The following is a 13,081-nucleotide window of genomic DNA, read 5'->3' on the forward strand; positions in this document are numbered from 1 at the left end:
AAAATCCCCTAAATTCCCACAAAGGCATTTAGGGGATTTCTCATGAGCACTTTCTTCCAGTAAACCGCACAAGCCGAGACCTTTGCAAAAAAGTGTGTCCACAAAACAATAATTTCCTATCAAAGGCTTCTTAAAAATGCCTTCCCCCGACAATAAAGAAATGTCCAAAATGATTAATATGTTGATTCACTAATTTATTCGTGTAAAATAAAAAGCCATCTGCACCAGTCTTCGGACTATCTTCTCTATTCCAATAGGACTATCTAATGAAACCGATGACCGTATTATTGACTGCAGCCCTGCTTTCAATTTCCAGCATAAGTGCTTGTAGTAATTCGGAGAACAGTATGAGTATTCAACAAGAGACAGAAGCCAAATTTCATTTAAATCCTCAGCCTAAACAGGCATACCGCCTCAAAATTAAAATTAATGATGCTCCAGGCCCCTTAAAACTCATGGGAAAGATGGGTGTTGGCTATAAAGCTGAGGATTGCACATACATTATCAATAAAATTGAAGGAGCTCCCGCCCATCCTGAAAAAAATGTGCAGTTTGATATCCATCAAATCAATGAGTTTGAATATGAATCCATTATATATGCAGATGCTGTTTTAAATGAAGACTACTTTGGTAACGGAGTTTGTCACTGGAACCCTGAAGGATTTGGATTTTCACTATCAGCAACGGGGAAACCAGAAGAAACTAGATTTAATTTTAGCGATATATTGGAAAAACTACTGAATAAAAAATCACTGACACAATATTACTGGAAATGGACATATCCCTTTTCAAAAAAAGAAGATGGTACTCTTTATACTGATTCTGTTCATTATGGCATAGTGTCACCTGAACTGTATGATGCAGAAAAACACAAAGAAATGTTCAGTATTACTGTCTCTCTAGAGGAAATTCAGCCATGAGTACAATTACCAGACAACAATATGCCGATTTGGCTGTAGATGCTTATATCTCACGCTCCGTTACCAAAGGAAACGAAACTATTAAAATCGGAGGTAATGAATATAAAGTGGCTGCTGTATGGAATAATCCGAAAACTGGATATTATGGTGCTGTATATCAAGATGTCCGTACCAATGACTTTATCGCTGCTCATCGAGGAACCGAAATCAGCCTTAAGGATTTGAGTGATGGGTATACAGACTTAAAAATGGTTACCCGAAGTATGAATAATCAATCAGCCGATGCAGAAAAACTAACACGCATGGCTATTGCAAAAGCAGAAGAATTTCATAGTAAAAACCCATATTTACCCAAACCTTCTGTTACCCATACCGGACATTCACTCGGTGGGACACACGTTCAAATTCAAACATACCGCTTTGGTCATGAAGGAGTAACCTTTAATGCATATGGCGCTGTCCGTATGCATGGTGTACGACAGGGTAACGGTGATGTAACCAATTACGTTAAAGCTGCAGATGTCGTCTCTTCTGCTAATCCGCATTACGGCAAAGTTATCATTCTAGCCGAACAAGACGACCTTGCACCATTAAAAAAATCTGGCTATAACAATAAAAGCAATACGTCTGCTTACCATGCAGTGACTGCAGCAGTAAGATCATTTAAAACTCACTCATCTGATCATTTTGTGGGTAAAGATTCGATCCTTTCTGAACATAATTACACTCGCGCTCGCCAACTAGCTGAAGCAAATAAATTTATGATTTCAGACTATCGAGGTGATGTAGCTACCTCAAAAACTTTATTTGCTGCAGCCAGTTTTGCGAATGCCAATCTTTTCGAAAAAATGAAAATCTTGCGTAACATGACAGAAAAATACGATAGAGATCAGGAAAAGATTAAGGAGCTTATTAATAGTGCGCCTACTCCAAAATCTATATTCGATAGTCGGTCAATGCATCTTATGCAAGATAAGGGTAAACATCCTCATAGCGATAAAACTATTTATGCTGATGCAAATAAACTTGATCTTAGCAAACCTTTAGCTTCAAATGCTTCCTCTAAAGAATTCCGTGAATACGGTTTTGCAGCATTATTAGCAGACGACAAAACAATGCAACATTCGCTAGACAGTCTACTTGCTTCCAATATTAATCGAGGTTTACAACAAAATACAGAAAAAATGCTTCAGGAACAGGAAAATATGAGATTGGCTGAAGAGCAATCAAGGGCTTCAGGTATATTTCGAAGCTAAGGAAAGCATATGGATCTGGACCAAAAAATTGATCATCTGACTGATAATATCATTGCTTTAGCTGGACAAACGGAAAAGCGGGCAAAAAATGCTGAACTATTAATTTCACAAGCATTCGAAGAATTGAATATAGCGACTACCGATTTGAACCGCTCAGTAGATACTATTAAGCAAACTGCAGCAGAAGAAGTACATCGTGGTATAAATCAGTCTGTAGATAAATTTACCGAAAGAATGGAGACAAGTGGAAGATGGTTGCTTGAAAATTCTCGTGAAATTGAAAAGCAGCAACAGCAATCAGCTAAAAATTTAAAATATTTGGTAATAGCATCAATCACTCTATTTGGCCTAACTGCCCTATTATGTTTAGGTACGATAGTTTATTCTATTCAATTAGCTAATACCCAAATAAAACGTATAGAATGGGTTGAGGAAATTAATAAAGCTATTGATAATGGTAAACTGGTGCGATGTGGAGAGGATGGAGGTATTTGCACCAAAATAAAAGGTAAGTCAATCCGATTGGATCAATAAGTCTATGCCTGAGCAAAAACTCTACCCAACAGCTGAGATCCAAATACAGGATTTCAGCTGTTTTGTTCCAAATCTCCCCTTTATTTCCCCTTTTCCTCCTTGAATATTCAATAATTGGACATTCGGATCACCTTCTAGGCTACTTAGTCCGAAAAATCAGTAGGCTATTTTTCAGACGGCCTTTATTTGGTCAAAATTACTATATAAGATTTTTTTAGATTTTCAAAAAATAAACCTTAGTCGGACTCTAAAGAAAACTAAAAATTCAATCCACCGATATTTATAACAAATTGAGAAAAAATAGGATTTATCCTTTTCCTCCTAATGGGTCTATGCTTAGTTGCAGCTGTCATTGCCTTTATCAGGCTTGCTGGATTCTACTCTAAGAAGCAGCTTGGAAAACAAGTTATTTTCTATGGTATATTACTATCTATATTCCTACATACCTTTATTTTTTTGAAGTACGTCCGCATAAAAGAATATTGGGCATTTGATCCACTATTTACACAAATGAATTATCTATTTTTTAAACCATTTGTGCTTCCACTAGTTATCGTGCCTCTTGAGTTTGAGAAACTGTCCAAATTAAGCAAAATCGTCCTATCCGGCGTGATATGCGGTACTGCTTTTTACTACTTGGCGTTCCCACCTTTCATGACATTACTGTATTTCATTATTGCTGTGGCTTTGGCTTTTTCAAAAACTCAATATGCTCAATTTTTAAATAAAATTATTTTGATAAGCATTATATCTTCATTGATACTGTCGTTCATTACCATGCCGTTACTTGAAAACATATTAGAAGCCTTAGGTACCAGACGATATTATTAAAAACAAACCATAAATTTCAAAATTGCATAATTTGAAATTCAGTAACTTAGATCTCAATTAATCTATTAATAACTATACATTTGTTCGTATCCAGGCCGTCTGAAATATAATGATTGAGCCAATCTTAAGTAATACAAAAAAGCGGCTAAACAGGATAAACACTGTTTGCCGCTTTTTTGATTTATTTCTTTATTTTACTTCTTCAACAATTTTGCCGCTTCAATCGCATAGTAAGTCAAAATGCCATCAGCGCCGGCGCGTTTGAATGCCAATAGGCTTTCCAAAATGGTTTTCTCACCATCCAGCCAACCGTTTTGAATGGCAGCCTGAAGCATGGCATATTCGCCGGAAACTTGATAGGCATAAGTCGGTACGCCGAACTCGTCTTTAACTCGACGAACGACATCCAGATACGGCAGACCCGGTTTTACCATTACCATGTCTGCGCCCTCTTGAATATCCAATGCTACTTCGTGCAAGGCTTCGTTAGTGTTTGCAGGATCCATTTGGTAGGTTTTCTTGTCTGCCTTACCCAAATTACCGGAGCTGCCAACAGCATCGCGGAACGGGCCATAGAACGCTGAAGCATATTTTGCCGAATACGCCATAATGCGCGTATGGATATGTCCAGCATCTTCTAAGGCTTCACGGATGGCAAGAATACGTCCGTCCATCATGTCTGATGGGGCAATGACTTGTGCGCCTGCATCAGCATGACACAAAGCCTGTTTTACCAAAACTTCAATGGTTTCATCGTTGAGGACATAGCCATTTTGATCGGTTAAACCGTCTTGGCCGTGAATGGTATAGGGGTCCAAGGCAACGTCGGTCATGATACCCAGCTCTGGGAATTTCTCACGCAGGGTTCGTACTACTGTCGGCACCAAGCCTTCAGGGTTATAAGCCTCCTCCGCAAACTCGGTTTTGTTTTGCGTTACCACAGGAAACAAAGCCAGCATAGGAATACCGAGCTTCAGTGCTTCTTCAGCGGTAAACAATAATTTGTCCAAACTTTGGCGTTTGACACCCGGCATGGATGGGACCACCTCTTCCTGATTCTGGCCTTCCAATACAAAAACCGGATAGATTAAATCATCTGCCGTCAAAGTATGCTCGCGCATCAGACGACGTGAAAAATCGTCTTTACGCATACGGCGCATACGGGTGTTTGAGACATAACGCGGAGGGAAATTCATAACAATTGCCTTTCAATAATGAAGTCTTAAAATCAGTCTTCGACTTGACGCATGGCCTTAACCGAACGCTTGATTTCGCTGAGCGTATCGGTTTTATAACCGCTACGTTCCTGTTCGGTCATGCCGTTTTGATCCAATTGGGCGATGTTTTTCAATGCCTCGGCATACTGGCCGTCTGAAAGTTTTTCCTGTTTGATGTGCCAACGGTTTTTCACTTCGGAAGCCGTCCATAAGCCTACTTTGTTGTAGTAGAACAAAATGCTTGCCACCAACGTTTTCATATCGCTGTCAGGCTTGGCACTGCCGATACTGCGGCCGATACGGTTGTTACGTTGATCGACTGCCTGGTCGGCAAGGTAACGGCTGAAGTAGTCGTCTTTACCTTCTCGCAACTCCATATCCGTCAGGCGCGCATTACCTGCTTTTTCGGCAATAATGCTGTCGAATTTAGAAGCAATCGCTGCCTGCCATAATGCTTGGCGTACGGCATTGACCTGTGTTCCCCTGCTGTCGCCGTTTGCTTTGTCGTCCAAACCTGAACGCTCGGCAAAGCGTGTGGCATTGCTGGTCATATTGATTAAACCTTCGTCTTCCATGCCGATAACTTGGGCGGCTACGGGATGGTTAAGCGCGAATTGAGCCATTTTGCTGCGGCGGCTTTGATCTTCCTGATACGATTGACAGCCGGACAATACCAGCATGCCGAGAACGGCGCATTGAATGTGTTTTTTAATATGTTTCATGATGTAACTATCGATATTATTGTGTGAGTTCAACTTCTTTGTTTAACATAGAAACGCCCGTAAGCGCAAATTAATTTCCATACGGACAAATCGGCGCATGAATGGCTATTTTATAATAAAAATAAGGCCGTCTGAAAACTTTCAGACGGCCTGAGTATTTTTAACCCAGTAAGCTGCGAATCTGCGGCCAGTAAAACAGGCAGGCTATCGAGCAAATAGCAATGCTAATACCGGCTGCATTAATGCTGCTGATTTTTTCCTTAAATATTGCCGCACCAATCAGCGTACCCAAAACAATCACACCAATATTCATACCCGCAAACACCAAAGTCGGATTATCCTTCATGATTTGGTGTGCAGAAATGTAGGTAACAATATTCAAAAAGTTCAGACAGCCCAAAATCATACCGCCTACTATGCCCTCTTTGGTCCATTTGCTTCCTTTGGCAAACAGGTAGCCAAACATCAAGATGCCGGCCAAACAAAACGCCACCAGCAAATTGCCGGCAAACGCGGTACCGCTTTTTGCCACTTGTTTGAATAAAATATCGATGACGCCGTAGCCGCACCAAACGCCCAAAAGCAGCATCACTTGCGTACTGAGACCGCCGGATTTCTTACCGCCATCGCTTTTCCAAAGTAAGAAAAACAATGCTGTAAATGCCAATACCAAACCAATCAGACGGCCTTCGGTCAGTTGTTCATGAAAAAGCGTGAATGAAGCGATAATGGGCAAAAATAGCGATAAGCGCTGTGCCGCGTCCGATTTGACGATACCTGCCGCATCAACGGATTTGCCCATAATAACAAACACGCTTGGCAACAAGATACCCAAAGCCGCAAAGAGCCACCAAGTCGGTAAAAACACCTGCGGATTGCTCAAATCGGGCTTTAACACCAGCATGGTCAAAGTAACGGCAACGATATAGTTCACCGCTACCGCCTGCTCAATATTGATTTTTTGCTTGCGCGCCACTTTCAGCAATACGGAAACCAACACGCTGCAAACGATACTTGCCAATAAATATGCCATGCTTTAGAACCATCCTTGAGTAGGAACAGGCTTATCTTCATTCAGTTTAATCAGTCCGACGACTACTCGATAAATGAGCCAAATACCGGTTGCCACCAAAATCAGCCAACCGATTAAGATAAGTATGGTCAGCATCCCTAAAACCATACCAATCAAAGACACCCAAAATGTCTTAATCAGATAATCAATATGGCTGGCGTAAATGCTGCCTTGCGCTTCATCGCGTTTGATAAACGCCAAAATCACACCGACGACGGGTGTAAACCAAATAAACAAGCCCAACGCATATGTGACATAGGCAATAAAAACATAGTTTTTTACTTCGGATTTGGACGTACTGACCACATTGCCCCCCATATTATTGTTCCCTGTATTATAGTTTGCCGTATGATTGGCAGCCGTATCATTGAAACTGTTGTCTTTGACTTCCTGGCGCTCGTACTGCATAGCCGCATCATAAGCCAAACGTTTTTCCGGATGAGACAATACTTCAAACGCCTGTCCGATGGCTTTGAAACGCTCCGCATCTTTCTGAATATCCGGATTGGCAACCAATTTGCCGTAAGCTTCGCGGATAACGTTGATATCCGCATCCTGAGATACACCCAAGATTTCGTATAAATTTAATTGTTCCATCTGTATTCCTATCCTTTATGAATCGACTGCAACATGAACATCTTGCGGATTGAGCGTCCGCAGGTTTTCAGGTTTCATGCCCACAATAAACCCACGTTTGCCGCCATTGATAAAAATCTCGTCCAAAGCCCAAATGCTTTCTTCCACATAAACCGGCAACGCGGTTTTCATACCGAACGGCGACGTACCGCCGACCAAATATCCTGTCCATTTCGCCGCCTGATCTGCCGTTGCCGGCTCGATGTGTTTCAAGCCCAGTTCGCGCGCCAGATTGCGGGTAGAAATATGTTTGTCGCCGTGCATTAAAACAACCAAGCCTTTTTTATGCTCATCCTGCAAAACAATCGTTTTGATGACCTGATGCTCGGGCTTGCCCGTACATTCGGCAAAACGCGCCGTACCGCCATGTTCTTCATACGCATAAACATAAGGGACAAAATCAATTTTCTTACTGCGTAAAAAGCGCACTGCCTGCGTAACCGGATATTCTGCTTTACTCATGGGTTGTTTCCCACCATCCTTTTCAGACGGCCCCTCTTAAATGTGGAACGTAAACAACTGCAATGTTACCATACCTTCTTTTTGAAATCAGGAGACAACATGGACATCCGCTATCTTGGCACAAGCAAACGCTATTCGGAAGCCGTCGTAGCCAACGGCTTGGTTTTCCTCTCCGGCATGGTTCCGGAAAATCCTGAAGCCGATGCCAAAGCGCAAACTGAAAATGTTTTGGCGCAAATCGATTCATGGCTCGCACAATGCCAATCCGACAAAGCCCATATTTTGGAGGCCACCATCTATCTGCCCGATATGAGCGACTACGCCGCCATGAACGAAGCCTGGGACGCATGGACAGCCCCTGAACGTGCTCCGGCTCGTGCCTGCGTGGAGGCGAAACTGGCTTCGCCCGACTGGAAGGTTGAAATCAAAATTACCGCCCTTCAAATCAAATAAAGCACAAATATCAGGCCGTCTGAAAACGCAGCTTCAACCAAGCAAACGCAGTTTTTCAGACGGCCTTTATTCTTTTGCGGTACAATACCGCCCTTAAATTTTTCTATTATTTCAAAGCACAAACAGCCATGTCAAAAAAAACCAAGCAAGAATTAGAAAACAACAAACTCAGCAAACGCCTGCGCCACGCCGTCGGCGATGCCATTAACGATTTCAACATGATCGAGCCGGGCGACAAAATCATGGTCTGCCTCTCCGGCGGCAAAGACAGCTACGCCCTTTTAGATATTCTGCGCCAGCTTCAAGCCAGTGCACCGATTGATTTTGAACTGGTCGCCGTCAATCTCGACCAAAAACAGCCGGGCTTCCCCGAAGAAGTATTGCCGACCTATCTCGAAAGCATCGGCGTCCCCTACAAAATCGTTGAAGAAGACACCTACTCGACAGTCAAACGCGTGTTGGACGAAGGTAAAACGACTTGCTCACTGTGCAGCCGCCTGCGCCGTGGTATTCTCTATCGCACTGCAAAAGAATTAGGCTGCACCAAAATCGCATTGGGGCACCACCGCGACGACATCCTCGCTACCATGTTCCTGAATATGTTTTACGGCGGCAAACTCAAAGCCATGCCGCCCAAGCTAGTGAGTGACAATGGCGAACATATCGTTATCCGTCCTCTCGCGTATGTTAAAGAGAAGGACTTGATCAAATACGCCGAGCTGAAGCAATTCCCAATTATCCCATGCAACCTCTGCGGCTCTCAGCCCAACTTGCAACGCCAAGTCATCGGTGACATGCTGCGCGATTGGGACAAACGTTTCCCCGGCCGTATTGAGTCTATGTTCTCCGCGCTGCAAAACGTCGTTCCATCACATTTGGCCGATACCGAACTTTTCGACTTTGTCGGCTTGGAACGTGGTCAAAGCCTGAAACACGGCGGCGACTTGGCGTTTGACAGCGAAAAAATGCCGGAACGTTTCTCTGACGGCAGAGAAGAAGACGAAAGCGAAATCAAAATCGAACCGCAAAAAGCCGAACGCAAAGTCATCAATATTTTGGCAAACAAACCCAAAACCTGCGGTATGTAAACGCGTTTAGACATTCAGACGGCCTTTCGGTAGCTATTGACTGAAAGGCCGTCTGAATATTCACATTTGAAGTTTTTTCTATTCTTTTTTATCTTATTCTTTCCCTGACAAACCGTGCAGCAGCAACCCCAATATATCCTGCGGCAGCTTTTGCGGTGCAGCGGTATAAAGCGCAGTCAGTTGCGGATGGTGCATCAATATATCCGCCTGACGGATGAACAGGTCGATGAGTTCGACCGGCAAATCGGGCTGAATCAGGCGGCGTTGTTGCAGGGTGTGGAAGAAACCGCGCATAAAGGCGTATTTTTCTTCGTTCAATTCGTGGAAAAACCGCTCCAGCTCCAAATCGGTATTCTCTTCAATGTCGCGCAGGAAAGCGGCGGAATAGAGTTCTTCAAACGATTGTTTTTGCAGGGCAAAAACGGTTTCAGCAGCTTCACGCAGGCTACATTGCCGTGCAAGCAGATTTTCAAATTCGGCACGGACTCGGTTTTTCTGCTCGGTAACGATTTCCTGCAAGAGCGCGTTTTTACCGCTGTAATATTTGTAAAAGGTAACGCGGCTGACGGCGGCCTCGGCGCAGATGCTGCCCACGGATACGGCGGAAAAGCCGTGTTCGCGGAACAGGCGGCGGGCGGTGTCGGCAATGGTTTGTTGTTTGCTGGCGTTCATGACATTAAGAAGATTTTGATTTTGTTCATAAAGGGCTTTCATTAAATTTATCCGTAAGCAGGATACTTATCATATTTCCCCACTGCGTCAATGGCAATACGGCGGCGTTTCAGACGGCCTCTTTCCTTATCCCTCCGCTCCACCCTATGGATGAGGGCTGTCGGATGCTTAGCAGGCCAAATTCATAAAGGTTACAGAATCACTCTCCTCCCTAAAATAGGAGAAGGAATTTTTTTAGACAATTTATTATAAGAGAGGAATTAAAGTGAATGATAAACACTTGCATTCCTGTTTTTTATTTCTTATACTTTACATTAATAGTTTATTTTATGTAAATGTGTAAACACAAATATTTGCATACTGCCGAAGCGGTTGGATTATCTGATGTTCAATCAGCTCCGACGTATGCCGTCTGAAAGGATAAGGAAATGCAGAAACCCTCCCTCCGCCGCCTGCCGCTGCTGCTTGCTACCGCTTTCGCCTCCGAATGGATTTATGCCGCTGATGCGGCGCAAGATGCGGAACAGGTGCAGTTAGAAGAAGTCGTCGTAACCGGCGAACGCACCAACCGCAGCGGCTTTGAAACCGCCACGTCCAATCGCGTTTTCACCGTGCCGAACATCGACCGCAGCGGCCACAATCTTTCCGCAACCGACCTGCTCAAACAGACCGTGAACACGGTGGACTTGGGCAGCGGCAACGATTTGCCGACCGTGCGCGGCGTAGACGGCTCCGGCCCCGCCGTCGGCGCGGTGGCGTTTTTCGCGGGCACGAGGCCGCGCCTGAACCTCTCTATAGACGGCCGCTCCGCTACTTACAACGAATATGCCTTCGGCACGCAGTCGCTGTGGGACATGCAGCAGGTGGAAGTCTTGCGCGGGCCGCAAAGCCATGTGCGCGGGCAGAATGCGGTGGCGGGCGCGGTGGTGATGCGTTCCAAAGACCCGACCGACGAATGGGAAGGCGCGCTGCGCTTGGGTTTGGGCAACCAAAAAACGCGCAACATCGCCGGCGTAGTGTCCGGCCCGATTGTGAAAAACAACCTTGCCTTCAGATTGAGCGCGGAGCGGCAGCAGCGCGAAAGTTACGAGCCGTTCGTGTCCTACGAACCGACCGGCAACCCACGTCGCGTGGAAAACACCAACGTGCGCTTCAAACTCCTGCTCACGCCCGAAAACCATCCCGATTTTTACAGCCGCCTGACGCTGAACCACATCCGTTCGCGCGCGCCGCAAAACGAAATCATGGGCAATACCGCCAGCCGCCGTTTTTTAAAAGAAAAGCCCGTGTTCGTAACCGGCTCAACATCGGGCATCTGGGACGTATCGTGGCAGCTTAACGACTATCTGAAACTGGAAAACAAACTGGTTTACGGCCGCTACCACAACGAGCGGCTGCACCTGCCGATGACCGTCAGCCCGCAAGGCGTGCCCGCCGAACTCAAAGGCCGCGAACTGCAATGGGAGCCAGTATTGCATTTTTCCAACAAAGGCCGTCTGAAAGGCCTTGCCGGACTGCACTATTTCCGCAGCAAACAAGACGAATGGGTAGATATCCGTAGCATCGGCGGCCGCAACACCTTTGACGACCGCAACAGCGTGCACGCCCTGTTTGCCGAAACCACATACAGCCCCAGCGAAAAATGGGACATCACAGCCGCCGCCCGCCTTGAAAAAGAAACGCACAAAAGAAGCGGCGGCAGCGGCGCACTGCACCTTGATTTAGACAAAGGCCAGACCGTGTTCCTGCCCAAAATCGACATTGCCTTCAAACCCACCGACCAATGGGTCAGCGGCATCAAAGCCGCACGCGGCTACAACCCCGGCGGCGCGGGCATCACCTTCGGCCGCCCCGTCGTAACCTACACTTATGAACCCGAATATGTGAACAACTACGAGTGGTACACCCGCTGGCGCAGCGCAGACCGCCGCCTGCAACTCTCCGGCAACCTGTTCCTGAACCACTACCGCGACATGCAGCTCCCCTTCTATCTCGGCATCAACTCCGTCGTCATCCGCAACGCCAAAAAAGTCCACACCTACGGCGCAGAACTCGCCGCCGACTGGCAGACCACCGACAGCCTGAAACTCACCACCGGACTGGGACTGCTCAACACCAAAATCAAAAGCTATCCCTACAGCGGCATCGAAGGCAACAAACTCGGCCGCGCACCCAAATACACCGCCAACATTGGCGTGAAATACCTGAACGACAAAGGCTGGGAAGCCGGCGGCGACGTGCGCTTCTACGGCGACTACTACTCCGCCGCCGACAATGCCGAATCAGGCAAAATCGGCGCATACAACCAAGTCAACCTCTACACCGCCTACAACTTCAAACAAGGCCGCATCTCGCTCTACGCCGACAACGTGTTCAACCGCCGCCGCCCCATATTCATTTCCAGCGCCGACCGCCAAGACGCACTCTACCAACGCCCCAGAAGCGTAGGTGTGAGCGCGGAATGGAAGTTTTAGGCGGGGCTGAAATGATGGAGGCCGTCTGAAACTATCGTAGATCAAGCATCAATGCTCTACCTACGGTTACTGGAATAACGAAGGTCAGCTGAAACGGCCGTAACAACCGATTATCGTCATTCCCGCACAGGCGGGAATCCAGAATGAAGCCTCGAAGGTACTTCTTTATCCGATAAGTTTCTATACGGATAGGTTTGGATTCTCGCCTGTACGGGGGTAGCGAAGCGGACTTGCGTAAGCTAATGACGGCACAAGAAGTCTAATCATCAATATCCAACCTGCGCCTGCTCCCCAAAAACATCCAAAGGAATCCCATGCACTACTTCACCCCTGCCAAAACCCTGCCCGAAGGTACCATCTACCTGACCGACCTGACCCACGTCGCTGACTTTTCCGACTGGCTGGCAGAATTCGAAACCCTGTTAAACCAAAACCGCCGCTTCGCCACCGTCTGCACCCCGATGCGGCGGCAGGTGAGCGACGAACAGCGCATTGCCGACCGCAAAACCTACATCGAATGGATAAAGGCACACCGGCCGCAACTCGCCGAACACTGCGCTGCCATGCTCCTCATCGAACCCGACGCGGCGCAACTGGCATTCTTCCGCGAACAATCGTCCAAACTCGCCCCCGCACTGGGCGTGAACTATATCGTCGAAGCAGATGAAACAACCGCCCTGCTTCGCGCAGAAGAAGCGTTGAAGGCTGTCTAAAAAAATACTAGACCCATTACTTACGGGTCTT

13 protein-coding genes are annotated in these 13,081 nt (G+C 46.1%); 7 read left to right on the forward strand and 6 right to left on the reverse strand.

Going from position 1 to position 13,081, the window contains the following annotated elements; translation table 11 throughout:
* Positions 1-266: 266 nt before the first annotated feature.
* The 3 genes from KCG55_RS10030 to KCG55_RS10040 are packed head-to-tail and all read left to right on the forward strand — an operon-like array spanning position 267 to position 2,710.
* Positions 267-920 (forward strand): hypothetical protein, encoded by a 654-nt coding sequence (locus KCG55_RS10030; protein WP_254322944.1) that lies wholly within the window; start codon positions 267-269, stop codon positions 918-920.
* On the forward strand, positions 917-2,176 hold the full coding sequence (locus tag KCG55_RS10035) for a lipase (RefSeq protein ID WP_254322945.1): 1,260 nt from the start codon (positions 917-919) through the stop codon (positions 2,174-2,176). Before KCG55_RS10030 ends, KCG55_RS10035 begins: the two co-directional genes overlap by 4 nt.
* Before the next feature lie 9 nt (positions 2,177-2,185).
* Positions 2,186-2,710, forward strand: coding sequence for a hypothetical protein (locus KCG55_RS10040; RefSeq protein WP_063075309.1), 525 nt, complete (start codon positions 2,186-2,188; stop codon positions 2,708-2,710).
* Between the two features lie 1,025 nt (positions 2,711-3,735).
* Here the strand turns inward: KCG55_RS10040 and hemB are convergent.
* From hemB to ybaK, 5 genes are all read right to left on the reverse strand, one after another.
* Positions 3,736-4,737, reverse strand: coding sequence for a porphobilinogen synthase (hemB, locus tag KCG55_RS10045; protein WP_254322946.1), 1,002 nt, complete (start codon positions 4,735-4,737; stop codon positions 3,736-3,738).
* Positions 4,738-4,769: 32 nt separating this feature from the next.
* Positions 4,770-5,480, reverse strand: coding sequence for a DUF6973 domain-containing protein (locus KCG55_RS10050; RefSeq protein ID WP_254322947.1), 711 nt, complete (start codon positions 5,478-5,480; stop codon positions 4,770-4,772).
* A 160-nt stretch (positions 5,481-5,640) separates the two neighbouring features.
* A complete protein-coding gene (locus KCG55_RS10055) occupies positions 5,641-6,513 on the reverse strand; it encodes a DMT family transporter (RefSeq protein ID WP_254322948.1) in 873 nt (290 codons plus the stop codon).
* 3 nt (positions 6,514-6,516) lie between these two features.
* The gene (locus tag KCG55_RS10060) at positions 6,517-7,149 is read right to left on the reverse strand and encodes a DnaJ domain-containing protein (protein WP_254322949.1); all 633 of its coding nucleotides are present in this window, start codon (positions 7,147-7,149) and stop codon (positions 6,517-6,519) included.
* A gap of 15 nt (positions 7,150-7,164) precedes the next feature.
* Complete coding sequence (ybaK, locus tag KCG55_RS10065; RefSeq protein WP_049329597.1) at positions 7,165-7,650, reverse strand: Cys-tRNA(Pro) deacylase; 486 nt, start codon at positions 7,648-7,650, stop codon at positions 7,165-7,167.
* Between the two features lie 99 nt (positions 7,651-7,749).
* Between ybaK and KCG55_RS10070 the strand changes: the two genes are divergently transcribed.
* Both KCG55_RS10070 and ttcA read left to right on the forward strand, forming a co-directional pair.
* Positions 7,750-8,103, forward strand: coding sequence for a RidA family protein (locus tag KCG55_RS10070; protein ID WP_070647070.1), 354 nt, complete (start codon positions 7,750-7,752; stop codon positions 8,101-8,103).
* A gap of 128 nt (positions 8,104-8,231) precedes the next feature.
* A complete protein-coding gene (gene ttcA, locus KCG55_RS10075) occupies positions 8,232-9,191 on the forward strand; it encodes a tRNA 2-thiocytidine(32) synthetase TtcA (protein WP_254322950.1) in 960 nt (319 codons plus the stop codon).
* Positions 9,192-9,284: 93 nt separating this feature from the next.
* Here the strand turns inward: ttcA and KCG55_RS10080 are convergent, their stop codons facing one another.
* Positions 9,285-9,905, reverse strand: a complete 621-nt coding sequence (locus KCG55_RS10080; protein WP_254322951.1) for a TetR/AcrR family transcriptional regulator — start codon at positions 9,903-9,905, stop codon at positions 9,285-9,287.
* A 386-nt stretch (positions 9,906-10,291) separates the two neighbouring features.
* On the opposite strand from KCG55_RS10080, the gene KCG55_RS10085 reads away from it, so the two are divergent.
* Together KCG55_RS10085 and KCG55_RS10090 are read left to right on the forward strand one after the other, a co-directional pair.
* Complete coding sequence (locus KCG55_RS10085) at positions 10,292-12,337, forward strand: TonB-dependent receptor (protein WP_254322952.1); 2,046 nt, start codon at positions 10,292-10,294, stop codon at positions 12,335-12,337.
* Between the two features lie 314 nt (positions 12,338-12,651).
* Positions 12,652-13,050 carry an extensin gene (locus KCG55_RS10090; protein ID WP_254322953.1) on the forward strand — a complete coding sequence of 133 codons (399 nt, stop codon included), beginning with the start codon at positions 12,652-12,654 and terminating at the stop codon, positions 13,048-13,050.
* Positions 13,051-13,081 lie beyond the last annotated feature (31 nt).

This window comes from Neisseria subflava (assembly GCF_024205745.1).
Classification (GTDB): Bacteria; Pseudomonadota; Gammaproteobacteria; order Burkholderiales; family Neisseriaceae; genus Neisseria; species Neisseria flavescens_B.